Origin of the sequence: Streptomyces sp. ITFR-16 (assembly GCF_031844705.1) — a bacterium.
Classification (GTDB): Bacteria; Actinomycetota; Actinomycetes; order Streptomycetales; family Streptomycetaceae; genus Streptomyces.
Window position 1 is genome coordinate 3,553,394 of the sequence record NZ_CP134609.1, and the last position, 25,460, is coordinate 3,578,853.

Annotated in this window: 24 protein-coding genes and 1 riboswitch; of the genes, 13 read left to right on the forward strand and 11 right to left on the reverse strand. The window is 71.3% G+C overall.

Translation table 11 applies throughout. The features are described from left to right. Nucleotides 1–102 precede the first annotated feature (102 nt). The 3 genes from RLT58_RS15765 to RLT58_RS15775 all read left to right on the forward strand — a co-directional run bounded on the left by RLT58_RS15765 (nucleotide 103) and on the right by RLT58_RS15775 (nucleotide 2,271). Nucleotides 103–819, forward strand: coding sequence for a TetR/AcrR family transcriptional regulator (locus RLT58_RS15765; RefSeq protein ID WP_311311017.1), 717 nt, complete (start codon nucleotides 103–105; stop codon nucleotides 817–819). Nucleotides 820–872: 53 nt separating this feature from the next. Next, nucleotides 873–1,643, forward strand: a complete 771-nt coding sequence (locus RLT58_RS15770; RefSeq protein ID WP_311311018.1) for an N-acetyltransferase — start codon at nucleotides 873–875, stop codon at nucleotides 1,641–1,643. 145 nt (nucleotides 1,644–1,788) lie between these two features. Further along, nucleotides 1,789–2,271: a hypothetical protein gene (locus RLT58_RS15775; protein ID WP_311311019.1), complete on the forward strand. Its 483-nt coding sequence runs from the start codon at nucleotides 1,789–1,791 to the stop codon at nucleotides 2,269–2,271. An 87-nt stretch (nucleotides 2,272–2,358) separates the two neighbouring features. Here the strand turns inward: RLT58_RS15775 and groL are convergent, their stop codons facing one another. From groL to thrC, 4 genes are all read right to left on the reverse strand, one after another. Next, nucleotides 2,359–3,984 carry a chaperonin GroEL gene (groL, locus tag RLT58_RS15780; RefSeq protein WP_311311020.1) on the reverse strand — a complete coding sequence of 542 codons (1,626 nt, stop codon included), beginning with the start codon at nucleotides 3,982–3,984 and terminating at the stop codon, nucleotides 2,359–2,361. 359 nt (nucleotides 3,985–4,343) lie between these two features. After that, on the reverse strand, nucleotides 4,344–4,550 hold the full coding sequence (locus RLT58_RS15785; RefSeq protein WP_003967346.1) for a cold-shock protein: 207 nt from the start codon (nucleotides 4,548–4,550) through the stop codon (nucleotides 4,344–4,346). A 420-nt stretch (nucleotides 4,551–4,970) separates the two neighbouring features. Continuing rightward, nucleotides 4,971–5,249 (reverse strand): MoaD/ThiS family protein, encoded by a 279-nt coding sequence (locus RLT58_RS15790; RefSeq protein ID WP_311311021.1) that lies wholly within the window; start codon nucleotides 5,247–5,249, stop codon nucleotides 4,971–4,973. A 29-nt stretch (nucleotides 5,250–5,278) separates the two neighbouring features. Then, the gene (gene thrC / locus RLT58_RS15795; protein ID WP_311311022.1) at nucleotides 5,279–6,574 is read right to left on the reverse strand and encodes a threonine synthase; all 1,296 of its coding nucleotides are present in this window, start codon (nucleotides 6,572–6,574) and stop codon (nucleotides 5,279–5,281) included. A gap of 17 nt (nucleotides 6,575–6,591) precedes the next feature. Further along, nucleotides 6,592–6,718: riboswitch (SAM riboswitch) on the reverse strand. Nucleotides 6,719–6,871: 153 nt separating this feature from the next. Here thrC and RLT58_RS15800 point away from each other — a divergent pair. Both RLT58_RS15800 and RLT58_RS15805 read left to right on the forward strand, forming a co-directional pair. Beyond that, nucleotides 6,872–7,816 carry a glucosyl-3-phosphoglycerate synthase gene (locus tag RLT58_RS15800; protein ID WP_311314532.1) on the forward strand — a complete coding sequence of 315 codons (945 nt, stop codon included), beginning with the start codon at nucleotides 6,872–6,874 and terminating at the stop codon, nucleotides 7,814–7,816. A gap of 53 nt (nucleotides 7,817–7,869) precedes the next feature. Continuing rightward, nucleotides 7,870–9,261 (forward strand): alpha,alpha-trehalose-phosphate synthase (UDP-forming), encoded by a 1,392-nt coding sequence (locus RLT58_RS15805; RefSeq protein WP_311311023.1) that lies wholly within the window; start codon nucleotides 7,870–7,872, stop codon nucleotides 9,259–9,261. Here the strand turns inward: RLT58_RS15805 and otsB are convergent. Genes otsB through RLT58_RS15820 form a run of 3 tightly spaced genes read right to left on the reverse strand, consistent with a single transcriptional unit; the run spans nucleotide 9,238 to nucleotide 11,671 of the window. Continuing rightward, complete coding sequence (gene otsB / locus RLT58_RS15810) at nucleotides 9,238–10,092, reverse strand: trehalose-phosphatase (protein WP_311311024.1); 855 nt, start codon at nucleotides 10,090–10,092, stop codon at nucleotides 9,238–9,240. The two genes, RLT58_RS15805 and otsB, sit on opposite strands and share 24 nt — an antisense overlap. A 55-nt stretch (nucleotides 10,093–10,147) precedes the next feature. Beyond that, nucleotides 10,148–10,417 carry a DUF3263 domain-containing protein gene (locus RLT58_RS15815; RefSeq protein ID WP_311311025.1) on the reverse strand — a complete coding sequence of 90 codons (270 nt, stop codon included), beginning with the start codon at nucleotides 10,415–10,417 and terminating at the stop codon, nucleotides 10,148–10,150. 30 nt (nucleotides 10,418–10,447) lie between these two features. Further along, complete coding sequence (locus RLT58_RS15820; protein ID WP_311314533.1) at nucleotides 10,448–11,671, reverse strand: extracellular solute-binding protein; 1,224 nt, start codon at nucleotides 11,669–11,671, stop codon at nucleotides 10,448–10,450. A 310-nt stretch (nucleotides 11,672–11,981) separates the two neighbouring features. Here RLT58_RS15820 and RLT58_RS15825 point away from each other — a divergent pair, with 310 nt between their 5' ends. The 5 genes from RLT58_RS15825 (at nucleotide 11,982) to RLT58_RS15845 (ending at nucleotide 17,171) form a co-directional block, all read left to right on the forward strand. Further along, on the forward strand, nucleotides 11,982–12,908 hold the full coding sequence (locus RLT58_RS15825) for an SIS domain-containing protein (protein ID WP_311311026.1): 927 nt from the start codon (nucleotides 11,982–11,984) through the stop codon (nucleotides 12,906–12,908). A 202-nt stretch (nucleotides 12,909–13,110) separates the two neighbouring features. Then, nucleotides 13,111–14,004, forward strand: a complete 894-nt coding sequence (locus RLT58_RS15830; protein WP_399131891.1) for an ROK family protein — start codon at nucleotides 13,111–13,113, stop codon at nucleotides 14,002–14,004. Next, nucleotides 14,004–15,161 carry an N-acetylglucosamine-6-phosphate deacetylase gene (nagA, locus tag RLT58_RS15835; RefSeq protein ID WP_311311028.1) on the forward strand — a complete coding sequence of 386 codons (1,158 nt, stop codon included), beginning with the start codon at nucleotides 14,004–14,006 and terminating at the stop codon, nucleotides 15,159–15,161. Before RLT58_RS15830 ends, nagA begins: the two co-directional genes overlap by 1 nt. A 163-nt stretch (nucleotides 15,162–15,324) precedes the next feature. Continuing rightward, the gene (locus tag RLT58_RS15840) at nucleotides 15,325–16,260 is read left to right on the forward strand and encodes a 1-phosphofructokinase family hexose kinase (RefSeq protein ID WP_311311029.1); all 936 of its coding nucleotides are present in this window, start codon (nucleotides 15,325–15,327) and stop codon (nucleotides 16,258–16,260) included. A 59-nt stretch (nucleotides 16,261–16,319) separates the two neighbouring features. Then, complete coding sequence (locus RLT58_RS15845; RefSeq protein WP_311311030.1) at nucleotides 16,320–17,171, forward strand: class II fructose-bisphosphate aldolase; 852 nt, start codon at nucleotides 16,320–16,322, stop codon at nucleotides 17,169–17,171. 75 nt (nucleotides 17,172–17,246) lie between these two features. Here the strand turns inward: RLT58_RS15845 and RLT58_RS15850 are convergent, their stop codons facing one another. After that, nucleotides 17,247–18,227 (reverse strand): carbohydrate-binding protein, encoded by a 981-nt coding sequence (locus RLT58_RS15850; protein WP_311311031.1) that lies wholly within the window; start codon nucleotides 18,225–18,227, stop codon nucleotides 17,247–17,249. A 152-nt stretch (nucleotides 18,228–18,379) separates the two neighbouring features. Continuing rightward, complete coding sequence (gene cdgB / locus RLT58_RS15855; protein ID WP_311311032.1) at nucleotides 18,380–20,017, reverse strand: diguanylate cyclase CdgB; 1,638 nt, start codon at nucleotides 20,015–20,017, stop codon at nucleotides 18,380–18,382. 313 nt (nucleotides 20,018–20,330) lie between these two features. Between cdgB and RLT58_RS15860 the strand changes: the two genes are divergently transcribed. Beyond that, a complete protein-coding gene (locus RLT58_RS15860) occupies nucleotides 20,331–20,837 on the forward strand; it encodes a flavin reductase family protein (RefSeq protein WP_311311033.1) in 507 nt (168 codons plus the stop codon). Nucleotides 20,838–20,862: 25 nt separating this feature from the next. On the opposite strand, the gene arfB is transcribed toward RLT58_RS15860, so the two are convergent. Further along, on the reverse strand, nucleotides 20,863–21,288 hold the full coding sequence (gene arfB / locus RLT58_RS15865; protein ID WP_311311034.1) for an alternative ribosome rescue aminoacyl-tRNA hydrolase ArfB: 426 nt from the start codon (nucleotides 21,286–21,288) through the stop codon (nucleotides 20,863–20,865). Nucleotides 21,289–21,468: 180 nt separating this feature from the next. Between arfB and RLT58_RS15870 the strand changes: the two genes are divergently transcribed. Both RLT58_RS15870 and RLT58_RS15875 read left to right on the forward strand, forming a co-directional pair. After that, the gene (locus tag RLT58_RS15870; RefSeq protein WP_311311035.1) at nucleotides 21,469–22,044 is read left to right on the forward strand and encodes a TerD family protein; all 576 of its coding nucleotides are present in this window, start codon (nucleotides 21,469–21,471) and stop codon (nucleotides 22,042–22,044) included. A gap of 294 nt (nucleotides 22,045–22,338) precedes the next feature. After that, nucleotides 22,339–23,922, forward strand: a complete 1,584-nt coding sequence (locus tag RLT58_RS15875; RefSeq protein WP_311311036.1) for a M4 family metallopeptidase — start codon at nucleotides 22,339–22,341, stop codon at nucleotides 23,920–23,922. Nucleotides 23,923–24,002: 80 nt separating this feature from the next. Here RLT58_RS15875 and RLT58_RS15880 read toward each other — a convergent pair whose 3' ends face one another. Then, nucleotides 24,003–25,433 (reverse strand): M1 family metallopeptidase, encoded by a 1,431-nt coding sequence (locus RLT58_RS15880; protein ID WP_311311037.1) that lies wholly within the window; start codon nucleotides 25,431–25,433, stop codon nucleotides 24,003–24,005. Nucleotides 25,434–25,460 lie beyond the last annotated feature (27 nt).

Genomic DNA, 25,460 nt, shown 5'->3' on the forward strand with positions numbered 1-25,460 from the left:
TCGCGGGATGCTCGTACCGTCATTCTCGTACTGCGTACGAGAATAGTGGATGCTTGGATGGCCTACACAGGCGGTACCGACGCGAGGAAGGAAGGGCAGGCCGTGACCCGTGCCGACGGGCCCGGCGCCACCGGCGTCGACCCACGAGAGCTCTGGCTGCACCCGGACCGGCCCCGCCGGGGGCGCAGGCCCGCCTTCAGCCGCGAGGCGATCACGGCGGCGGCCGTCGCGCTCGCGGACGCCGAGGGGATCGAGGCGGTCACCATGCGCCGGGTCGCGGCGGAGGTGGGCGCCGGCGTCATGTCGCTGTACAGCTACGCCCCCGACAAGGAGACACTGCTGGACCTGATGATCGACCACGTCAGCGGCGAACTCCCCACCACCGGCCCCCTCACCGGCGACTGGCGCACCGACCTCAAGGCCATCGGCCGGCTCCAGCGCGCCCACATGCTCCGCCACCCCTGGCTGCCCGCCGCCGTGCAGGACCGCCGCACCCTCGGCCCCCATGTCCTCGCCTTCCTCGAACACGCCCTGGCCGCCCTGCGCCCCAGCGGGCTCGACGGGGCCGCGCGGCTGGAGATCTTCGCCCAGCTCACCGCGTTCGTGGCGGGCCACACGGCCTACGAGATCGGCCGGGCCCGGGCCGCGCAGGCGCCCGAACAGGCCGCCGCCGAGGCGCTCTACCTCGCCGAGGTCGCCGCCGACGGCCACCACCCTGAGCTGGCCGAGGCGCTCGCGTCGGCCGGGCGGCCGGGCACCCCCGACGCCACGTTCGAGCGCTTCCTGAGCCGGCTCGTCGACGGTCTGGACATGGGCTGACCAGGAGAAACACCCTGGCGGGCGACGCGGTGGCTGTGGCACAGTGCGGGACCGTGACCACCGCACACGACGCCATCCTGATCACCCCGCTCGCCGAGCGGCCCGCCCTGATCCCCCGGGTCTACGAGATCGACGACACCTGGCCGGCCTTCGTCCCGCACGACCTGGTCGGCAGCGCCCTGCTGGGCCTGGTGGTGCGGGAGTTCACCGCGTACTGCGTGGTGGCGACCGACGGCGACCGGGTGGTCGCGCGCGGCCTCGCCGTCCCCTTCGACGGCACCGGCGAGAGCCGCGAGGAGATGCCCGACCAGGGCTGGGACCGGGTGCTGAGCTGGGCGTTCCAGGACCGGTGGAGCGGGCGGTCGGTGACGGCGGCGAGCGCGCTGGAGATCACCGTGGACCAGGCGTACCTGGGCCGCGGGCTCTCGTACCGGATGCTGGAGGCGCTGCGGGACGCCGCCGCCGGGCAGGGGCACGACGCGCTGGTCGCGCCGGTGCGCCCGACGGCCAAGCATCTGCACCCGGGCGTTCCGATGGCCGAGTACGTCGGCCGTCTGCGCGAGGACGGGCTGCCGGAGGACCCGTGGCTGCGGGTGCACGTCAGGAACGGCGGCACCGTCGAGAAGGTCGCCCCCGCCTCGATGACGGTCAGCGGTTCGCTGGCGCAGTGGCGGGAGTGGACGGGCCTGCCCTTCGACCGCGACGGCGAGACCGAGGTGCCGGGCGCGCTCGTGCCCGTACGGTGCGAACTCGCCCACGACCGCGCGGTCTACGCCGAACCGAACGTCTGGATCCGGCACCGGACGGGCCGTCGGACCGGCTGACCCGGACGCCCTGTCATACCCAGGTGCCAGGGGCCGCCCGGCCCGGTGAGCACCCGGGTATCACGCGCCCACCGGCCCCGGACGGGCATCGTTCGAAGCGTCCGCCGCACACCGTGTGCGAAGCCGCCCGAACGGGGAGTCCCAGGTGACCACAGTCCCGCGTCCGCGCACCCACGACCGCCGGCAGCTGGTCGTCACCGGGCTCGCCGCCTCCGCCCTGCTGGCCGCCTCCGCCGTGCCGTCCGTCGCGTCCGGCGGCGGGGGCGCCCGCACCCCCGCCGCGCAGTGCGCGCCCGCCGCCCGGCTGCCGCGCCCCACCGGCCCGTTCGGCGTCGGGTCCACCACCCTCCGCCTGGTCGACCGCTCCCGGCCCGAGCCATGGGCACCGGACGCCTCCCCGTACCGCGAGCTGATGATCACCGTCCGCTACCCCGCCGCGCCCGGCGGGCCCGGGCGCCCGGTGCCGCACATGACCGCCGCGGCGGCCGCCCACTTCGGAGGCCCGGAGGGGGCCGCCGCGAGCCGGGCCTATGAGCTGTCGTTCTTCGACCGCTGGCTGCGCGGCCACAACGACCATCTGCTGGACGGTCCGTCGGCCCGCTTCCCGGAGATGGTGTTCAGCCGATGACGGACGCGAACGGCACCGGCCCCCGGGGACGAGTCCCCGGGGGCCGGTGCCGTGTACAGCTGTGCAGGAGCTGCTGATCCGTCAGGATCAGAAGTCCATGTCACCGCCCGGCATGCCGCCCGGAGCGCCCGCGGCAGCGGCCTTCTCCGGCTTGTCGGCGATGACGGCCTCGGTGGTGAGGAAGAGCGCGGCGATGGACGCGGCGTTCTGCAGGGCGGAGCGCGTGACCTTCGCCGGGTCGAGAATGCCCTCGGCGATCATGTCGACGTACTCGCCGGTCGCGGCGTTGAGGCCGTGACCGATCGGCAGGTTGCGCACCTTCTCGACGACGACGCCACCCTCGAGACCACCGTTGACGGCGATCTGCTTGAGCGGGGCCTCCAGCGCCAGCTTGACGGCGTTGGCGCCGGTCGCCTCGTCACCCGAGAGCTCCAGCTTCTCGAAGACGGCCGAGGCCTGGAGCAGAGCCACGCCACCACCGGCGACGATGCCCTCCTCAACGGCGGCCTTGGCGTTGCGCACCGCGTCCTCGATGCGGTGCTTGCGCTCCTTGAGCTCGACCTCGGTGGCGGCACCGGCCTTGATGACGGCCACGCCGCCGGCCAGCTTCGCCAGACGCTCCTGGAGCTTCTCGCGGTCGTAGTCCGAGTCGGAGTTCTCGATCTCGGCACGGATCTGGTTGACGCGGCCCTGGACCTGGTCGCTGTCACCGGCGCCGTCGACGATCGTCGTCTCGTCCTTGGTGATGACGACCTTGCGGGCGCGGCCGAGCAGGTCGAGACCGGCGTTCTCCAGCTTGAGGCCGACCTCCTCGGAGATGACGGTGCCACCGGTGAGGATGGCGATGTCGCCGAGCATGGCCTTGCGGCGGTCACCGAAGCCCGGGGCCTTGACGGCGACGGACTTGAAGGTGCCACGGATCTTGTTGACGACCAGGGTCGACAGGGCCTCGCCCTCGACGTCCTCGGCGATGATCAGCAGCGGCTTGCCGGACTGCATGACCTTCTCGAGCAGCGGAAGGAGGTCCTTCACGTTGCTGATCTTCGAGTTCACGATCAGGATGTACGGGTCGTCGAGGGACGACTCCATGCGCTCCATGTCCGTGGCGAAGTACGCCGAGATGTAGCCCTTGTCGAAGCGCATACCCTCGGTGAGCTCCAGCTCCAGACCGAAGGTCTGGGACTCCTCGACGGTGATGACGCCTTCCTTGCCGACCTTGTCCATGGCCTCGGCGATGAGCTCGCCGATCTGGGTGTCGGCGGCGGAGATGGAGGCCGTCGAAGCGATCTGCTCCTTGGTCTCCACGTCCTTGGCCTGCTCCAGGAGGGCGGCGGAGACGGCCTCGACGGCCTTCTCGATGCCCCGCTTGAGAGCCATCGGGTTCGCACCCGCGGCCACGTTGCGCAGGCCCTCGCGGACGAGCGCCTGAGCGAGAACGGTGGCGGTGGTCGTACCGTCGCCGGCGACGTCGTCCGTCTTCTTGGCGACCTCCTTGACCAGCTCCGCACCGATCTTCTCGTACGGGTCCTCCAGCTCGATCTCCTTGGCGATGGAAACACCATCGTTGGTGATCGTGGGGGCGCCCCACTTCTTCTCGAGGACGACGTTGCGACCCTTGGGGCCAAGGGTGACCTTGACGGCGTCGGCGAGCTGGTTCATGCCGCGCTCGAGACCGCGCCGGGCCTCCTCGTCGAACGCGATGATCTTGGCCATGTGAAGTGGTCCTCCCGGACAGGGGTGGATTTCTCCGGACCGAGTGGCGCCCGCGACGGACGGCCTGCGTGCCTGGCGGTTCCTTGCCCCGCCACGCCTGCGGGCCTCACCGGCCCGGTCCAAGTTTCTGTCACTCTCACCTGGAGAGTGCTAAGCCCAATGATTAGCACTCGACCCCCGAGAGTGCAAGCGTCCCCCTCCGGAGTGTGGACGGAGCGGGGGCCGGGCGCACCGTTCAGGACACCCGGGACACCCGGGACACCCGGCCCCGGGACGCACGAAGGGTCCGTACCCCCGGGGGTACGGACCCTTCGTGCGTGAGTAGTGTCGTCGGCCTACCGCGTCGCGCCCGGCCGGGCTCAGCCGACGGCGAGCTTGACCATGTCCGCCTGCGGCCCCTTCTGGCCCTGCGAGATCTCGAATTCAACTCGCTGACCCTCTTCGAGGGTGCGGTACCCGTCCATCTGGATCGCGCTGTAGTGGACGAAAACATCCGCACCACCGTCGACCGCGATGAAGCCGTACCCCTTCTCCGCGTTGAACCACTTGACGGTGCCCTGAGCCATGCCTAACTCCCCTATTACTGGCCCTTGCACAGGACCGCACTTCGCGGACCCGGGTCAGAACTCACCCTCCGACAGGAGAGGGTGCGTGCGCCGGAACGCGTCGACCGCGGCCGAATGTATCTGCCCAACTGCCCTCTGCAACAGGTCAATCGGACGAGAATTCTGGGCAGCACCGATCGCCCGAATATGAGGAATTCACGAGATTGCAGGGCAAGTCGGGCCAGGCAAAGGCGACTTATGGCGCAAGGGGATCGGTCACTTTGGCTGCTTCTTGTCGCGGCCGGGCGCATTCTCATATGCGGGCGGCACGGGCAGCGATGGGGACTTCCCTCACTCTACCCCTCTCAACCATGCAGAATTGCCCCCTCCGCTTCTCTCGCAGAGGGGGCAATTCCGGTGACGCTGTGGAGCCGAAGCGGATCAGCAGCCGCCGGCCACGGCGGGGATGATCGAGACGCCGGCACCGTCCGGGGTGACCGCTTCGAGGCCGCCCTCGAAGCGCACGTCGTCGTCGTTGACGTACACGTTCACGAAGCGGCGCAGCTTGCCCTGGTCGTCCAGGACGCGGGCGGCGATGCCCGGGTGGTCCTGCTCCAGGGACGCGATGACCTGGGAGAGGGTGTCGCCCTCGGCCGTGACCTCGGCCTGGCCGCCCGTGTAGGTGCGGAGGATGGTGGGGATGCGGACCTTGACGCTCATGGTGGGTGCCTTCCTGAAGTCTCGGGTGGTCAGCTGGTGGTGGCGAGGCCGGCGGCGCGGAAGGCGTCCAGGCTCGGGCGGATCGTGGCGGTCGCCTGCGAGGTGGCGGCCACCGCGTCCAGCGTCTTGAGGCCGTCACCGGTGTTCAGGACGACGGTGGTGAGCGCCGGGTCGAGCAGACCGGCGTCGATCAGCTTCTTCGTCACACCGACCGTCACCCCGCCGGCGGTCTCGGCGAAGATTCCCTCGGTGCGGGCCAGCAGCTTGATCGCATCGACGACCTGCTCGTCGTCGACGTCCTCGACGGCGCCGCCGGTGCGGCGGGCGATGTCCAGGACGTACGGGCCGTCGGCCGGGTTGCCGATCGCCAGGGACTTGGCGATGGTGTTCGGCTTCTGCGGGCGCACGACGTCGTGGCCGGCCTTGAAGGCGGCGGAGACCGGGGAGCAGCCCTCGGCCTGGGCGCCGAAGATCTTGTACGGCTTGTCCTCGACCAGGCCGAGCCTGATCAGCTCCTGGAGCCCCTTGTCGATCTTCGTGAGCTGCGAGCCGGACGCGATCGGGATGACGATCTGGTCGGGCAGCCGCCAGCCGAGCTGCTCGCAGATCTCGTACGCCAGGGTCTTGGAGCCCTCGCCGTAGTACGGCCGCAGGTTGACGTTGACGAAGCCCCAGCCCTCGCCGAGCGGGTCGCCGATGAGCTCGGAGCAGAAGCGGTTGACGTCGTCGTAGTTGCCCTCGATGCCGACCAGCTCACCGCCGTACACCGCGGCCATGACGACCTTGCCCTGCTCCAGGTCGTGCGGGATGAACACACAGGACCGCAGGCCCGCGCGGGCGGCGGCGGCACCCACCGCGCCGGCGAGGTTGCCGGTGGAGGAGCAGGAGAGGGTGGTGAATCCGAAGGCACGGGCGGCCTCGACGGCGATCGCGACGACGCGGTCCTTGAAGGAGTGCGTCGGGTTGCCGGAGTCGTCCTTGACGTACAGACCGCCGGTGACGCCCAGCTCACGGGCGAGGTTGTCGGCCTTGACCAGCTTGGTGAAGCCGGGGTTGATGTTGGGCTTGTCCGCGACATCGGAGGGGACCGGCAGCAGCGGCGCGTAGCGCCAGATGTTGTTCGGGCCGGCCTCGATGCGCTTCTTCAGCTCGTCCGGGGAGCCGCTCGGCAGGTCGTACGCCACTTCGAGCGGCCCGAAACAGGACGCGCAGGCGAAAAGGGGTCCGAGTGCGAATCGCTCTCCGCATTCGCGGCAGGAAAGCGCCGCGGCGGGACCGAGGTCCACGGAAAGATCGGTGTTTGCTGCAACAGTCTCAACAGCCATGATGGCGAGGCCCTTTCTCCTCATCTTCCTTGTGACGCATTTCGCCACAAGACGGAATTGGCACCTTCCCCACCTGACCTCGCGGTCGGCAGGAGGGTTGCCGGGACTTCAACGGGCCGTTCCCTCAGTCCCTCTGGATGAGCGCTGTGGCACTGGATCATGGATCCAGGCGTTTGTCGGCGGACGGACCCCGGCATGCGATGGCCGTCTGCGTTGTTCAAGACTGTAACCGAAGCACCGGACTGTTGAGATAGTCGTCCGTACCGCGAGATGGATCACATGCAGGGAGTATCGACCGTGCTGGAAGAGGTCGAACGCTGGCTGACCAGGCGTTCCTGGTCCGCCGCCGACCGCCCGCTGGAACGGCTCCCGCTCGCCCCGGGCCCCGGGCGGCCGGGCGTGAGCGTGGTGCTGCCCGCGCTGAACGAGGCGGCCACGGTCGGCGACATCGTGGCGACGGTCCGGCGCGAGCTGATGGAGAAGGTCCGCCTGGTCGACGAGCTGGTGGTGATCGACTCCGGCTCCACGGACGCCACCGCCGAGGTGGCCCGCCGGGCGGGCGCCCGGGTGGTCCACCGGGACGCGATCCTGCCCCGCCTCCCGGCCGTCCCCGGCAAGGGCGAGGTCCTGTGGCGGTCGCTCCTGGTGACCGGCGGCGACATCGTGTGCTTCATCGACGCGGACCTCAAGGACTTCTCCGCGGACTTCGTCTCGGGCATCGTCGGCCCGCTGCTGACCGACCCGGACGTGCAGTTCGTCAAGGCGATGTACGACCGCCCGCTCGGCGAGGCCGCGGGCCAGGGCGGCCGGGTGACCGAGCTGGTGGCCCGCCCGCTGCTCAATCTGCACTGGCCGCTGCTGGCCGGCTTCGTCCAGCCGCTGGGCGGCGAGTACGCGGTACGCCGCTCGCTGCTGGAGCGGCTGCCCTTCCCGGTCGGTTACGGAGTGGAGCTGGGCCTGCTCGTCGACGCCCTGCACACCGTCGGCCTCGACGCCCTCGCCCAGGTGGACGTGGGGGTCAGGAAACACCGCCACCAGGACGGCCAGGCGCTCGGCCGGATGGCCGCGGCCATCTACCGGACGGCGCAGCTGCGGCTGTCCCGGGGGCATCTGGTGCGCCCCTCGCTGACGCAGTTCGAGCGCGGCGAGGACGGTTTCGTCCCGCACACCTACCCGGTGGACACCGAGGAGCGTCCGCCGATGCGGGAGATCGAGGAGTACGTCGCGCGCCGCGCGGCATGAGCCCGGACGGCTTCGTACGTTTGGGCGGATCACGATCGGGCTAGATTCCGCCCATGGTCTCCGAGCACGCCCCCCAGCCCGCTGCCCAGGTTCTCGTCGCGTCCAACCGCGGCCCGGTGTCGTACACCCTCCGTGAGGACGGCGCCCTCGACGCGAAGCGGGGCGGGGGCGGGCTCGTCTCCGGCCTGAGCGCCGTCGACGACAAGATGTGGGTGTGCGCGGCCCTCGGGGACGGCGACCGCGAGGCGGTGCGGCGCGGGGTCGGCGAGCCGGGCGTCCGGATGCTCGACATCGACGCGGACGTGCACGCCGACGCGTACAACGGCATCGCCAACTCCGTGCTGTGGTTCGTCCACCACCTGCTCTACCAGACCCCGCTGGAGCCCGTCTTCGACGCGGAGTTCCGCCGCCAGTGGGCCTCCTTCGAGACGTACAACCGGGCCTTCGCCGAGGCCCTTGCCGAGGAGGCGGGCGAGGGCGCGGCGGTCCTGGTGCAGGACTACCACCTGTCGCTGGTGCCCGGCATGCTCCGCGAGCTCCGCCCCGACCTGCGGATCGGCCACTTCTCGCACACCCCGTGGGCGCCCGTCGACTACTTCCGGCTGCTGCCCGACGACATCGCCGAGCAGCTGCTGCGCGGCATCCTCGGCGCCGACCGGGCCGCCTTCCTGACCCGCCGCTGGGCCGACGCCTTCATCAGCTGCTGTACGGAGCTGCTGGGCGGCACCGGCCGCACCCGGATCGGGGTGCACGGCCTCGGCGCCGACGCGGACTTCCTGCGCCGCCGGGCGCACGAGGCGGACGTGGACGAGCGGATGGAGACCCTGCGGGAGCAGGTGGGTCCGGGCCGCCGGACGATCGTGCGGGTGGACCGTACGGAGCTGTCGAAGAACATCGTCCGCGGGCTGCACGCCTACCGCGCCCTGCTCGACGAGCGGCCCGAGTGGCGCGGCGAGGTCGTCCACATCGCGTTCGCCTACCCCTCGCGGCAGGACCTGGCGGTCTACCGGGACTACACCGCCGAGGTCCAGCGCGTCGCGGACGGGATCAACGCGGAGTTCGGGACGCCGGACTGGACGCCGGTCGTCCTCCATGTGAAGGACGACTTCGCCCGCTCCCTCGCGGCCTACCGGCTGGCGGACGTGGCGCTCGTCAACCCGATCCGGGACGGGATGAACCTGGTCGCCAAGGAGGTCCCGGTCGTCTCCGACCAGGGCTGCGCGCTGGTGCTGTCGCGGGAGGCCGGGGCGCACGAGGAGCTGGGCGAGGACGCGGTCACGGTGAACCCGTACGACGTCTCGGCCACCGCCGACGCCCTGCACGAGGCGCTGACGATGGCCGACGACGAACGGGCCGCCCGCTCGAAGCGGCTGGCCGCGGCGGCCACCGCGCTGCCGCCGCAGCAGTGGTTCCTGGACCAGCTAGAGGCGCTGCGCCAGGGCTGACAGGAACTCCACGACGGCCCCAGGGCCGGGCACCGCGAGATCGGCGCGCTCGGCCAGTTCGGGCACCTCGGCGCTGCCGCTGCAGATCAGCAGGCCGGGGACGCCGGGGCTCCGGGTGCGGAGCTTCTCCACGGCGGCGAACGCGGCGAGGTCGCCGAGGTCGTCGCCCGCGTAGAGCACGGACTCGGCGCCGGTCTCGCGCACGTACTCGGTGAGGGCCACGCCCTTGTCCATGCCGGGCGGGCGCAACTCCAGCACCAGGCGGCCCGGTTCGACGATCAGCCCGTGCGCGGCGGCAAGCTCGCCGAGGGGGCCGCGCAGCGCCTCGAAGGCCGCCTGCGGGTCGGCGGCGCGGCGGGTGTGGACCGCGAGCGCCTGGCCCTTCTCCTCTGTCCACGTGCCGTGCCAGGAGTCGAACCGGTCCAGCACGCCCGGGAGTTCGGCCCGTACGGCGGCGACGCCGGGGTGCGGGGCGGGGGCGTGGACGGTGCCGGAGACGGCATCCCAGCGCTCGGCGCCGTAGTGGCCGAGGACGACGAGGTGATCGAGGCCCGCGACCCCGGCGAAGCCGCCGTAGCGGACCGCGACGCCGGCCGGGCGGCCGGTGATCACGGCGACGGAGGCGACCCGAGGAGCGAGCGCGGCCAGCGCCTCGACGGCGCCGGGGTGTGCGCGGGCCTGTTCCGGGTCCGGGACGATGTCGGCGAGGGTGCCGTCGAAATCGAGCGCGACGACGGCCTTCTCGGGCCTCGCGAGAAGCGCGGCGAGCCCCTCGCTTCCGGCGGGGGTGGTGGGGTCCGGCAGAGACGGGGTGTGCGGGTGGCTGCCCATGCCCCGAGCCTATCGGCGGGGGCGTCCCCGGGGGCGCCGCCCCCGGACCCCGGGGTCAGCGGCGGCCCCGGCGGGCTTCTCGGACGCGGCGGAGGCGGTTGACCGTGACCGGGTCCTCCGCCAGCGCCCGCCGGTCGTCCAGCAGAGCGTTCAGCAGCTGGTAGTAGCGCGTCGGGGAGATCCCCAGCCGCTCCCTGATCGCCCGCTCCTTCGCCCCCGGCCCGGCCCACGACTGCCGCTCGACGGCCAGGACCGCGCGGTCCCGGTCGGACAGCGGGGCGGGCTCGTCGGGGCCGTCGGGGCCGTTCGGGGGGAGGGCGGTCATATCAGCCAATATATGGGGCGCCGGCAACGGCTACTCCGCGCTCTCGGCCGCCGTCGACTCCTGCGCTATGTGCGCGAGCACGGTCTCGGGGTTCGCGCCCGGCTCCACCGCCTTGCCGATGTTCTCCTTGATCGACGCGCTCGCCTGGGCCCAGGACGTCTTGCCGAACGGGTAGAAGTCCGCGTTGGTCAGCGAGGCCAGGAACTTGTGCAGCGGCTTGTACTTCGGGTCGTCCTCCATCGACGCCGACGCACTGTCCGTGACCGGCAGCAGGTCGTAGGTGTCGGCGAACTCGATCACGTTCTTGTCGCTGAACATGAAGTCGAAGAACTTGCCGATCTCGGTCCGGTGGCCGTTCTGCTTGAACCCCATGATCCAGTCGGCGACACCCATCGACCCCTTGGTGGGACCGTCGGGGCCGGGCAGCTGCACCATGCCGACGTCCACGCCCTGCTGCTCCGCCTCCTCCATCAGGGTCGGGTGGCCGTTGAGCATGCCGACCTTCCCCTTGGTGAAGGCCTCGAAGGCCTGCGCCCGGTTGAGCTTGCCGGGGGCGACCGGGCCGACGAGGCCCTTGTCGACGAGGTGCGACTTCAGCCAGTCGAACGTCTTGACGTTCTCCGGGGAGTCGATGTTGTACGAGCCGATGTCGTCGGTGTAGGAACCGCCACCGCTGAGCAGCCACATCAGCGTCTCGGCCTGGGACTCCTCCTGGCCCAGCGGCAGCGCGAAGGGGTACGTCACCCCGCGCTGCTTGAGCACGGTCGCGTCGGCCGCGATGTCGGCCCAGGTCTTCGGGTACTGGAGGCCCGCCTGGCTGAAGAGCTTCTTGTTGTAGAAGAGCAGCCGGGTGCTGGCCACGAAGGGCAGCCCGTACTGGATGCGGTTGACCCGCCCGGCGTCCGCGAGCTTCGGCAGGAAGTTCGCCTGGGTGGGGATGCTGAGCATCTGGTCGGCGGGGTAGAGCTTGCCGGCCTTGGCGTAGTCCGCGTACGCGCCGATCTGCGCGATGTCGGGGGCCTTGCCGGCCTTCACCATCTCGGCGACCTTGCGGTCGACGTCCGTCCACGGCAGGACGGTCACCTCGACCTTGATGCCGGGGTGGGAGGCCTCGAAGCTCCGGGCGACCTTGTCCCAGTACTTGTCGGACTTGTTCGCCGCGCTCGTGCCGTAATCGGCCGCGACCACCTTCAGCGTGACGTCGCCCGAGCCGCTGCCACCGCCGCAGCCGGACAGCGTTGCCGTCATCCCCATGGCGGCGACAGCCGCCGTCAGTCCCAAGTAGCGCCGCTGCACAGCCCAGTCCGTCCTCGTCGATTACGTCACCCCCGGCCACCACGTGCTCGTGGCACCTCCCGGGTGAGCTGCGATTTTCCCCCACCTCTCCCAGCGAGGTCTACACCACTGGGATATCGCTTCCGCAACGCAGCAGCATTGCACGCGACGCCGGGCGACTGCTAAGTAGGTCTCGACGTAAGGGCCTTATTGGTCCAGACCTTTATGCGTACGTCTACGGTATCGCCGAGTCTCCCCGCCACCGCCCAGCCGCAAGGAGCCGTCCCGCATGTCCCGTACCGCATCTGAAATTGCCACCCAGCCCAGCTGCTGGAGGCGTGCCGCGCAGGCGGGCGCGGCCTTCGACGGGCTGCCGCGTCCGGGCGAGCGGGTCGCCGTCACCGGGTGCGGCACCTCGTGGTTCATGGCCATCGCCTACGCGGCGCTGCGGGAGGCCGCGGGACAGGGCGAGACGGACGCGTACGCCTCCTCGGAGTTCCCCGCCGGGCGGCGCTACGACCGGGTGGTGGCGATCACCCGCTCCGGTACGACGAGCGAGGTACTGGCGCTGCTGGGCGAGCTGCGCGGCACGACGCCCACCGTCGCGCTGACCGCGGACCCGAAGACACCGGTGATGGAGGCCGCCGACGCGGTGGCCGTACTGGACTGGGCGGACGAGGAGTCGGTCGTCCAGACCCGGTTCGCCACCACCGCGCTCGCCTTCCTGCGGGCCGGACTGGAGGCGGCGGGCCCGCTTCCGGCCGGCGTGAAGACGGTCGCCGAGGCCGCCGTCGACGCGGAGCTCGCGGTGACCGAGCCGCTGGACGAGACGGTGGTCGCGGCAGAGCAGTGGACGTTCCTGGGGCGCGGCTGGACCTACGGCCTGGCACAGGAGGCCGGGCTGAAGATGCGCGAGGCGGCCGGCGCCTGGACGGAGTCGTACCCCGCGATGGAGTACCGCCACGGGCCGATCGCGATCACCGGACCGAACCGGGTGGCATGGGTCTTCGGCACCCTGCCCGAGGGGCTGGCGGGCGAGGTCGCGGGGGTCGGCGGGACGCTGGTCGCGCACCCGTCTGCGGACCCGATGGCCGACCTGATCCGCGCCCAGCGACTGGCGGTGGTGCTCGCCGAGTCCAAGGGGTACGACCCGGACCACCCACGCAATCTGTCCCGCAGCGTGATCCTGCCGGGCCAGGGCGTGCCGTCGAACTGACGTCGTTGCCCGAAGGACGGCCGCCCGGCGGAAAACCGTCGGGCGGTTGCGTCCTGATGTCGGCGGATTGCCGCCGGGTTGCGCCCCGGATTTTGTATGGATGCGCAACAAACAGCGATAGTGGACTAGACCTTTTGGGGTTCGTCGGGCGAAACTGTTTCCCGTGAAACACGTCATCGCCCTCGATGTGGGCGGCACCGGGATGAAGGCCGCACTGGTCGGGGCCGACGGCACCCTGCTCCACGAGGCACGGCGCGCGACCGGCAGAGAGCGCGGTCCCGACGCCGTCGTGGAGTCGATCCTCTCCTTCGCCGCCGAGCTGCGCGCCCACGGCGAGGAGCACTTCGGCGAGAGCGCCCTCGCGGCGGGTGTCGCCGTGCCCGGCATCGTCGACGCCGAGAACGGGATCGCCGTCTACGCCAGCAACCTGGGCTGGCGCGACGTCCCCATGCGCCGGCTGCTCGGCGAACGCCTCGGCGGCCTCCCCGTGGCCCTCGGCCACGACGTCAGGACCGGCGGCCTCGCCGAGGGCCGGATCGGCGCGGGCAAGGGCGCGGACCGCTTCCTGTTCATCCCGCTGGGCACCGGCATCGCCGGGGCCATCGGCATCGCGGGCGCCATCGAGGAGGGCGCCCACGGCTACGCGGGCGAGATCGGCCATGTCGTGGTCCGGCCGGACGGCCCGGACTGCGGCTGCGGCCAGCGCGGCTGTCTGGAGACCCTGGCCTCCGCCTCCGCCGTCAGCCGCGCCTGGGCCACCGCCGCCGGCGACCCCGAGGCCGACGCCGCCGACTGCGCCAAGGCCGTCGAATCGGGCGACCCCCGCGCCGTCGAGGTGTGGCACAACGCCGTCGACGCGCTCGCCGCCGGGCTGGTCACCGCGCTCACCCTGCTGGACCCCCGCACGATCATCATCGGTGGCGGTCTCGCCGAGGCGGGGGAAACCTTGTTCACACCACTCCGTGCGGCCGTCGAGGAACGCGTCACGTTCCAGAAGCTGCCCCACATCGTCCCGGCGGCCCTCGGGGACACCGCCGGATGCCTGGGCGCAGGGCTGCTCGCCTGGGATCTACTCTCCACGGAGGTATCCGCCTGATGGCCGGACGCGCAGACAGCACCGTTCTCGCAGGGGCCCGGGTGGTACTCCCCACCGGCACCGTCGAGGACGGCCGGGTGATCGTCGAGGGCACCCGCATCGCCGGCAGCCGGGCGGAGGGCGCCGAGACGGTCGACCTGTCCGGCCACTGGATCGTGCCCGGCTTCGTCGACATGCACAACCACGGCGGCGGCGGCGCGTCCTTCACCTCCGGCACCGTGGACGAGGTCCTGACCGGTGTCCGCACCCACCGCGAGCACGGCACCACCACCCTGGTCGCCTCCACCGTCACCGGCGAGATGGACTTCCTCGCCGAGCGCGCCGGCATCCTCTCCGAGCTGGTCGAGCAGGGCGACCTGGCCGGGATCCACTTCGAGGGCCCCTTCATCTCCCCCTGCCGCAAGGGCGCGCACAGCGAGGCGCTGCTGCGCGACCCGGACCCGGCCGAGGTCCGCAAGCTGATGGACGCCGCCCGCGGCACCGCGAAGATGTTCACGCTCGCCACCGAACTGCCCGGCGGCATCGAGTCCGTACGGCTGCTCGCCGAGCACGGCGTCATCGCGGCCATCGGCCACACCGACGCCACGTACGAGCAGACCGTCGAGGCCATCGACGCGGGCGCCACCGTCGCCACGCACCTCTACAACGCGATGCCCGCGCTCGGCCACCGCGCGCCCGGCCCGATCGCCGCCCTCCTGGAGGACGAGCGGATCACGGTCGAGCTGATCAACGACGGTACGCATCTGCACCCCGCCGCACTCGAACTCGCCTACCACCACGCCGGCGCCCACCGCGTCGCGCTGATCACCGACGCCATGGACGCGGCCGGCTTCGGCGACGGCCGCTACCAGCTCGGCCCGCTCGCCGTGGACGTCGAGGACGGCGTCGCCCGGCTCGTCGAGGGCGGCTCCATCGCCGGCTCCACGCTCACCCTGGACACCGCCTTCCACCGGGCCGTGACCATCGACCGCATCCCGGTCGACGACGTGGTGCAGTCCATCTCCGCCAACCCCGCCCGGCTCCTCGGCGTCTACGACAAGGTCGGCTCGCTGGAGCCCGGCAAGGACGCCGACCTGGTCGTCCTGGACGACGACTTCACCCTCAAGGGAGTCATGCGCAAGGGCGAGTGGATCATTCGGCCGCAGAACGCCCGATAACCACCCGTGCCGGGGCAGGTTGCCTACGTAACGAAGAGACGGCGGTTGGCCCCGAGGTCTGGGCCGACCGCCCCCTCTTTGGCATGATCGCCAGGGAAACAGGCAGGGAAAGCGCGTTCTGGCACGGGGTCCGCGCTCAGCACGGATCGAAGGAGCGGCCGAGGTGATCCTCACGGTCACGCTGAACACGGCACTCGACCTGACCTACGGGGTCCCCGCACTCGTCCCGCACTCCAGCCACCGTGTCACCGACCTCTCCGAGCGCCCCGGCGGCAAGGGCGTCAACGTCGCCCGGGTCCTCACCGCCCTCGGCCACGAGAGCGTCGTCACCGGCTTCGCCGGAGGCGCCACCGGAGCCGTCCTGCGCGAGCTGCTCGCCGCGCTCCCCGCGCCCGTCACCGACGCGCTCGTCCCGGTCGCCGGCGACACCCGCCGCACCCTGGCCGTCGTCGACCGCGCCACCGGCGACACCACCCAGTTCAACGAGCCCGGACCGCAGGTCACCGCCGCCGAATGGACCGCGTTCCTCCGCTCGTACGGAGAACTGCTCACCTCGGCCGACGCGGTCGCCCTGTGCGGCAGCCTGCCGCCCGGCATCCACGTCGGCGCCTACGCGGAACTGGTCCGGCTGGCCCGCACCGCCGGCGTCCCGGTCCTCCTGGACACCAGCGGCGAACCGCTGCGCCGGGGCATCGCCGCCCGCCCCGACCTCATCAAGCCGAACGCCGACGAGCTCGCCCAGCTCACCGGCTCCCGCGAACCGCTGCGCGCCACCCGTGACGCCCGGCGCCGGGGCGCCCACGCGGTCATCGCGTCCCTGGGCCCGGACGGCATGCTGGCGGTGACCCCGGACGGGGTCTGGCAGGCCGCGCCGCCCGCGCCCGTGAAGGGCAACCCGACCGGAGCGGGCGACTCCGCGGTGGCCGGACTGCTGTCCGGCCTCGTCGAGGGCCTGAGCTGGCCGGACCGGCTGCGAAGGGCGGTGGCACTGTCGACGGCGACCGTGCTGGCCCCCACCGCCGGTGACTTCGACCGCGCGGCCTACGAGGAGCTGCTGCCGCGCGTCGCCATCGAGGAACACGCACCAGGCGCGGCCTGAGCGCCGCGCACCCGCACCGGGACCGCCCGCCGGACCCGGGGAAAACATCAGAGGTCAGCATGCCGCTCGTCAGCACCGGTGAACTCGTCTCCGCCGCCCAGGCGCAGGGACGCGGGATCGCCGCCTTCAACGTCATCACGCTGGAACACGCGGAGGCCATCGCCACCGGCGCGGAGCGTGCCGGGGCCCCCGCCATCCTCCAGATCTCGGAGAACGCCGTGAAGTTCCACGGCGGCCGGCTCTCCGCCGTCGCCGCCGCGGCCGCCGCCGTCGCCCGGACCTCCGGCGCCCCGCTCGCCCTGCACCTCGACCACGTCGAGTCCGTGGACCTGCTGCACCAGGCGCACGACGAGGGCTTCGGCTCGGTGATGTTCGACGCCTCCAAGCTGAGCTACGAGGAGAACGTCCGGGCCACCGCCGAGGCGGTCGCCTGGGGCCATGAGCGCGGCATATGGATCGAGGCCGAGCTCGGCAAGGTCGGCGGCAAGGAGGGCGAGGCCCCGCTCGACGCCCACGCCCCCGGCGTCCGCACCGACCCGGCCGAGGCCGCCGCGTACGTCGCCGCCACCGGCGTCGACGCGCTGGCCGTCGCGGTCGGCTCCTCGCACGCCATGACCGAGCGCACCGCCGCCCTGGACCACGCCCTGATCGGCCGGCTGCGCGACGCCGTGCCCGTGCCGCTGGTGCTGCACGGCTCCAGCGGCGTCCCGGACGAGGAGATCCGCCAGGCGGTCGCCACCTCCGGCATGGTCAAGATCAATGTGGGCACGGCCCTGAACACCGCGTTCACCGGAGCCGTCCGCTCCTACCTCGCCGAGCACACCACCGGCGTGGACCCCCGCAAGTACATCGCCCCGGGCCGCGAGGCCATGGCCGCGACGGTGGCCGGCTTCCTCGCCCTGATGGGCTGAGGGACGAGCGACAACGGACCGGCCCCCTCGCCCGGAGGCGAGGGGGCCGGATCTCGTGCGTGCGGGCCTGGCGGGTCAGCGGGTCTGGTGACCGGCCTTCAGCGACAGCTGGTCCAGGTTGGCATCGCACTGATCTCCCTCGTTGCAGGAGATCATCAGCGTGTTCGGACCCTTGGTCAGGTTGACGTAGGCGTACGTCGTCGTCCAGCCCTTCTCCAGATCGCCCTCGGGGGCGTTGGCGAAGTTCTTCATGTTGATGTCGCGGGGGTCCTCGGAGTTGACCGTCAGGGACGTCTTGGCGTCCTTGCCCGGCACGCCGTAGGTCACGAACAGCGTGTACTCGCCGGCCTCCGGCACCTCGACCGACCAGGTCGCGGACCGGCCCACCTCGTTGAGGTTGATGTACTGGCCGCTGGCGCTCTTGGCACCCTTGACGCTGTTGTCGAGCTGGGCCGTGCCGCCGAGCTTCAGCGACGCGGCGTCCTGCTTCGGCAGCTCCGCGGGGGCCGACGGGCTCGCGGACTCCTGCGGCTTCGGGGACTCCTCGACCTGGTCGCCGGGGCCGGCCGAGGACGTCGCCTCGTCCTTCTTCTTGTCCTTGTCGCCGTCGCCGGTGAGCAGCGCGACACCGATGCCGATGAGCACCACCGCGACCACGGCGAGCGCCGCGATCAGCAGACCCTTGGTGTTCGGACCGCCCTTGCCGGGACCGCCTGCGCCGCCGCGGCCGCCCTGGTGGGGCACCTGCGCGGTCGCGGCGCCGCCGGGGTAGGTCTCCGGGGCGGCGTACTGCGCGTTCGGCTGGCCGTACGGGCCGTTCGGCGCCTGGGGCGGGTAGCCGTACCCCTGGTGCGGCACCTGCTGCCCGTACTGGCGCTCGCCGACGGTCCGCACCTGGTTGTACGAGGTGCGGGGCACACCCGGCTGCGCGGCGGGGCCGGGGTAGCCGTAGCCGCCCTGTCCCGGCGGCTGTGCACCGGCCGCCTGCCCGTCCTCGTAGAGGTAGCCGAACGGATCGTCGTCCTCGGGTGTGCTCGCGCCGTTGTTCCCGGCCATCCCTGGGTCACTCCTCACCATGTCGCCAGCCGTCGCCGAATATCGCCAGCCGTCGCCGACCGGCCGAGCCTACCCCGAACGGACCACGCCAAGAATTGCCGGAGGCGCGGCGGGAACCGGGGCGGGGTAGGGGGACGACGCGCCGGAGAACGTCAGCCGGCCCTGCGGTGAACCTTGGAACGGGACCGCTTCTCGATGTACATCCGCTGGTCGGCGGAGCGCAGCACCTCTTCCGCCGTCATCCCGCAGGCGGCCCAGCCGATGCCGAAGCTCGCCCCGACCCGCACCGCCCGGCCGTCGAACCGAATGGGCGGAATGATGGCGTTACGCAGGCGTACGGCCAGGTCCGCGGCGTCCGCGGCCCCCAGCCCGTCCGCGAGAACGACGAATTCGTCACCCCCGAGCCGGGCGACGGTGTCCCCGTCCCGGACGCAGGTGGTGAGCCGGCGGGCGACCTCGATGAGAACCGCGTCACCCGTGTGGTGCCCGAAGCGGTCGTTGATCGACTTGAAGCCGTCGAGGTCGCAGAAGAGGACCGCGAGCCCCTTCGAACCGTCGTCGGCAGCCGTGTCGGGTGCGACGGAATGCACATGGTGGTCGAACGGCCCGGCCCCCGGCCCCTCGGAGGGGAAGCCCGCCGCCCGCGCGTCGTCCACGTCCCCGTACGCCGCGTCCAGCGCCTCCACGTCCGTGGACGCCACCGCGTGCGGGCGGGCGCAGAGCCGGGCCCCGAGGCGGGCGCGCAGCTCGGCGCTGTTGGGCAGGCCGGTGAGGGCGTCGTGCGAGGCGCGGTGCGCGAGGTTCAGCTCGTGGCGCTTGCGCTCCTCGATGTCCTCGACGTGCGTGAGCAGGAAGCGCGGCCCGTCCGCGGTGTCGGCCACCACGGAGTTGCGCAGCGAGACCCAGAGGTACGTCCCGTCCCTGCGGCCGAGCCGCAGCTCGGCCCGGCCGCCCTCGGCGGAGGTGCGCAGCAGGGTGCCGATGTCCTCGGGGTGGACCAGATCGGCGAAGGAGTAGCGCCGCAGCACGGAGGCGGGGCGGCCCAGGAGCCGGCACAGGGCGTCGTTGGTGCGCAGCAGCCGGCCGTGCTGGTCGCCGCCCATCTCGGCGATGGCCATCCCGCTGGGGGCGTACTCGAAGGCCTGGCGGAAGGATTCCTCGCTGGCCCGCAGCGCCTGCTGCTCGCGCTCCAGGCGGACCAGGGCCCGCTGCATGTTGGCGCGGAGCCGTGCGTTGCTGATCGCGATGGCCGACTGGGACGCGTACATCTGCAGGGCCTCGCGGCCCCAGGCACCGGGGCGGCGTCCGTTGCGCGGCCGGTCGACGGATATGACGCCCAGGAGGTCGGAGCCGCCGCCCGAGGCGTACATCGGCGCGTAGAGCCGGTCCTGCGGGTGCCACTCGTCCTCGAAGCGGGGCTCGGGGCCCTCGGTGTGCCACTGCGGTACGTCGTCGTCGAGGAGGACCCAGCCGTCGGTGTGCGGTATGAAGCGGAGCTCGTCCCAGACCTCGCCCATGGCGAGCCGGCGGTCCCAGGAGGTGCGGGAGCCCACGCGGCCGGTGATCAGGGCCTCGGCGGCGCTGTTGCCCGCGAAGGCGGCGACGACGAGATCACCGTCGGGACGGACCAGATTGACGCAGGCCAGCTCGTAGCCGAGACCGGCGACGATTCCGTCGGCCACGGTCTGCAGTGTGTCGGCCAGGCTCCGTGCCGTATTGAGATCGGCCACGGCCTGGTGCAGCTGCCGCATCGTCGCAAGACGGACGTACGGCTCCGACTCGGCCTCCATTGCTCGCACTCCCCGAGACCTCGACAGCACTCCAGGTTTCATATCGACGTACGTGACGTACTTACTGCAGTGTCACGGCCACTGAATCACAGCGAGCTGTGCACCCGGTACACAGGGTCAACAAATATTGCGCTCTGTGACTCAAGTCACAAGAACTGGTAAAGGGGGCTTTGCGGACCCGTGGCCCAGGTCCTAGGACCCGGCTGGTCCCCTGGCCCGATGCGGGGGCACGCCGCGCGCGGCTAGCGTTCCCGGTGTGTTGCAGACGAAGCCCCCCGCCCCGCGTGACGAAGCCGTCCCCCATGCTGAGGGGGTGAGCAACGAAGAGTTCCGCGGCGCCCTCGCCCGACTGGCCGCCGGCGTGGTGCTGATCACCGCCCAGGAGCCGCCGCTCGACGAGGACGGGCGCGGTGAGGACGTCGGGATGACCGCGACCGCCTTCATGTCGGTGTCGCTGGATCCGCCGCTGGTCATGGTGAGCCTGCGCAACGACTCGCGGATGGACGACCTGCTGGCGGAGCAGCCGCTGTGGGCCGTCTCGGTCCTGGCGGAGAGCCAGCGGCACATCGCGGGACGCTTCGCGATGAAGGGCCGGATCAGCGACCGGCTGCTCTTCGAGGACATCCCCTATGTACGCGGGGAGATCACCGGGGCTCCGCTGGCCGGGGGCGCGCTGGCGGTCCTGGAGTGCCGGACGGAGCAGCGGATCGTGGCGGGTGACCACACGCTGGTGATCGGGCGGGTGCTGAGCGCGCGGCTGCCGAGCGACGACGGCGGACCGCTGACGTACTTCAAGGGGCGCTACCGGCACCTCGGCTGAGGCCGGCCGCCACGCCCCCTCGGCTTTACCAGTCGCGGCCGGAGCGGCCGCGCTTGGTGTCGCCGCGCTGCTTCTTCTCGCGCAGCCGGCGCTCGTTGATGCCGCGCGGGACCTTGCGCTTGACGCGCGGCTTGGGGGGCGGCGCGGTGGCCTCGGCGAGCAGGGCCGTGAGCCGTACGGCGGCCGTCTCGCGGTTGCGCCACTGCGAGCGGTGCTCCGAGGAGCGGACCGACACCACGCCGTTGACCAGCCGGTTCGCCAGCCGCTCCAGCGCGCGCTCCTTCCACACCTCGGGCAGCGACTCGGTGGCCGCGAGGTCGAAGCGCAGCTCCACCTGGGAGTCGCTGGTGTTGACGTGCTGCCCGCCGGGCCCGGAGGACCGCGAGAAACGCCACATGAGCTCGGCCTCCGGCAGGAGGACGGCACCGCGGATGACATAGGGCCCGGACATGACACCCATGTTCCCCGGCCCAGCGGGTGTTCGTCACCTTCTTTTGCCGAGCCCGGCCGCCGGTTCGGTAAAGAAAGTAAAGGCGGATGGAACCTCGCGGTCCCCTGTCTGCGTTATGGACTGTGACGGTAGCTTCGTGATGGCACGAAGCCCGCACACGACAGATGAAAGGGACTTCCCATGGCAGTAAGCCTGTCCAAGGGCGGCAACGTCTCCCTCACCAAGGAGGCCCCCGGCCTCACCGCCGTCACGGTCGGCCTCGGCTGGGACGTCCGTACCACCACCGGCACCGACTTCGACCTCGACGCCTCGGCGATCGCGGTCAACGCCGCGGGGAAGGTCTTCTCCGACGGTCACTTCGTCTTCTTCAACAACAAGTCGACGCCGGACCAGACCATCGTGCACACCGGTGACAACGTCACGGGTGAGGGCGAGGGCGACGACGAGCAGATCAACGTCAACCTGGCGGGCCTGCCGGCCGACATCGACAAGATCGTCTTCCCGGTGTCGATCTACGACGCCGAGACCCGCAGCCAGAACTTCGGCCAGGTGCGCAACGCCTACATCCGCATCCTGAACCAGGCGGGCGGCAGCGAGATCGCGCGCTACGACCTGAGCGAGGACGCCGCCACCGAGACCGCCATGGTCTTCGGCGAGCTGTACCGCAACGGCGCCGAGTGGAAGTTCCGCGCCGTGGGCCAGGGTTACGCCTCCGGCCTGCGCGGCATCGCCCAGGACTTCGGCGTCAGCCTCTGACCCGAAGCACCTGAAGCACCTGAAGTACCCATCTGTACGGGAGCCCCCGGCCGAACGTCCTGCGGCCGGGGGCTCCCGCATGCCCGCATAGCACATCTCGCGGCCAACAAGGCGAACGCCACGCGGTGTTGTCCGATCGATGGAAGTCCGCCGGATAGCGGACACAGACGAACCCCAGTCGGACAAGAAACGGTCAAAGAAATGTGAGGCATTTGTTAGTACACCGTCAATGTCGGTCATTCAGTGGCACGCTCTCCGCTCGTAACCCCCCACGGAACGAGCAACGGAGAACGCATGACCCCCCACATGAACACCCGTCGCGCCGCAGCCCTGGCCGCCGTGGCCGCGATGGTCGTCGTCGGAGTGCAGACCGGTGCGGCGAACGCCCACCCGAACACCCCCGGCGACTCCCCCTCCGCCTCAACCCGCACCTCCTCGCCCGCCTTCAGCAGCGCCTCGGCGCGCACCGCCGCCATCAAGTCGGCCCAGTCCGACGTCTCCTCCGCCGCCGCGACGCTCGGCCTCGGCGCCAAGGAGAAGCTGATCGTCCGTGACGTCATCAAGGACGCCAACGGCACGGTCCACACCCGCTACGAGCGCACCTACGACGGTCTGCCCGTCCTCGGCGGCGACCTCGTCACCCACACCGCCGCGAGCGGCAAGCTCAAGAGCGTCACCAAGGCGACCAAGGCCCGGATATCCGTGCCGTCCACGACGGCGAAGATCAAGACCGCGGCGAGCGCCCGCAAGGTGATCTGGGCGGGCGACGGCAAGCCCGTCCTCGCGCTCGAGTCCGTGAAGACCGGGGTGCAGAAGGACGGCACCCCGAGCCGCAAGCGCGTCCTCACCGACGCCACCACCGGCAAGACCCTGCACAGCTACGAGGAGATCGAGACCGCCGGCGTCGGCAACAGCCAGTACAGCGGCAAGGTCGACCTCTCCACCACCGAGTCCGGCTCCGGCTTCGAGCTGACCGACGGCGACCGCGGCGGCCACAAGACCTACGACCTGAACCAGGGCGAGAGCGGCACCGGCGACCTGGTCACCGACGACGACAACACCTGGGGCGACGGCACCGGCAACGACCGCCAGACCGCCGCCGTGGACGCCCACTACGGCGCGGCCGTGACCTGGGACTTCTACAAGTCGGCGTTCGGCCGCGACGGCATCGCCGGCGACGGCAAGGCCGCCTACTCCCGGGTCCACTACGGCGACGCGTACGTCAACGCCTTCTGGGACGACAGCTGCTTCTGCATGACGTACGGCGACGGCGCCGACAACAAGAGCGCCCTCACCGGCCTCGACGTCGCCGGCCACGAGATGAGCCACGGCCTGACCGCGTCCACCGCCAACCTCAACTACTCGGGCGAGTCCGGCGGCCTCAACGAGGCCACCAGCGACATCTTCGGCACCTCGGTGGAGTTCTTCGCCGACAACGCCACCGACGTCGGTGACTACCTCATCGGCGAGAAGATCGACATCAACGGCGACGGCACCCCGCTGCGCTACATGGACGAGCCCAGCAAGGACGGCGGCTCGGCCGACTACTGGGACAGCAGCGTCGGCGACCTGGACGTGCACTACTCGTCCGGTGTGGCCAACCACTTCTTCTACCTGCTGTCCGAGGGCAGCGGCGCGAAGACCATCAACGGCGTCGACTACGACTCCCCGACCTCCGACGGCTCCACCGTCACCGGCATCGGCCGGGACAAGGCCGTCCAGATCTGGTTCAAGGCCCTGTCCGAGTACATGACCTCGACCACCGACTACGCGGACGCCCGCACGGCGACCGAGAAGGCCGCGACCGACCTGTACGGCGCCGACAGCGAAGAGCTCGCCGCCGTGGACGCCGCCTGGACCGGCGTCAACGTGAAGTGACCTTCCTCGCGAAGTGACCTTTCGAAACGAAGCGACCGTCACCACGAGGTAACCCCCCACCGCTTCGCTCCGGGAGCCGGTCAGCCGTCCGCGGCGGGCCGGCTCCTGCCGTACAGCCACTTCTTCCACAGGCCGCCCAGATCCTGCCCGGTCGTCTTCTCCACATAGGCGGTGAAGTCCGCCGTCGAGGCGTTGCCGTGCCGGTGGGCCCTCGTCCAGCCCTTGAGCAGGGCGAAGAACTCGTCGTCGTCGTCCACCGCCTCGCGGATCTTGTGGATGACCATGGCCCCGCGTCCGTACACGGGCTGCTCGGAGATGTCCGCCGCGCTCGGCGGATCGGCGGGCGGGAACGCCCAGTTGTCGTCGTCCTCGTACGCCTCGTCGAACGACTCCTCGGCCGGGGTGTCCTCCTTCTCCTCCTCCCACAGCCACTCCGCGTACGTCGCCAGGCCCTCGTTGAGCCACATGTCGCGCCAGCTCTTCGGCGTGACCGAGTCGCCGAACCACTGGTGCGCCATCTCGTGGACGAGCAGCCCGATGCTCGGCGGGCCGGGGAAGAACGGCCGGTTCTGCGTCTCCAGCGCGTAGCCCGCGTCGTTCTTCCGGTCGACGATCGCGCCCGTCGCGGAGAACGGGTACGGGCCGAAGTGCTCGGCCTCCCACCGCACGACCTCGGGGACCCGGGCCACGGTCCGCGCACTGGCCTTCGCCGACTCCGGGTCCACCGCGGTGAACACCGTGATGCCGCCCGCCATCGTGGACGTCTTCGTCTCGAAGCGGCCGACGGCCAGGACCGCGAGATAGCTCGCCATCGGCTCGGCGGTGTGCCAGCGGTACGTGGTGCGGCCGCCCCGGGTCGTCGGCGGGCCGGCCTGCACCCCGTTGGAGACCGCCGTCAGCCCCTTGGGGACGGTGACCTTCACGTCGTACGCGGCCTTGTCGCTCGGGTGGTTGTTGCCCGGGAACCAGGTCATCGAGCCGGTCGGCTCGCCGAGCGCCAGCGCGCCGTCGTCGGTCGGCAGCCAGCCCTCCTCGGACTCGTCCGGGTCGGTGAGGGTGCGCGGGGAGCCGGAGTAGCGGATGACGGTACGGAAGGTCTCGCCCTTGTGGAGCCGCTTCTCGGCCTTCTCGTCGGTCCGCAGCGTCAGTTCGCTGCCGGCCCGGTTGACGGCGGCCGGGCGCCCCTCCACGGTCGCCGATTCCACGGTGAGACCGGCGAGGTCGAGGTTGAACGAGCTGAGGTCCTGGGTGGCGCGCGCGGTGATCGCGGCCGTCCCGCGCAGCGTCTGCTCGTCCGGGTCCACGTCGAGCGTCAGGTCGTAGTGCGTGACGTCGTAGCCGCCGTTGCCGAGCTTGGGGAAGTACGGGTCGCGCACCCCGGAGGCGCCGGGTTTGCCCTCCACCCCGCCGGTGCAGGCGGGCGCGAGGAGGGCGAGGGCGAGCAGCAGGGCGGCGTGCGCGGCCCTGCGGGGTGTGCGGGCCGCGGCGCGTGCCGGGTGTCGATGATCCACACCGGTGATCCTATGTGCGGAATGTCG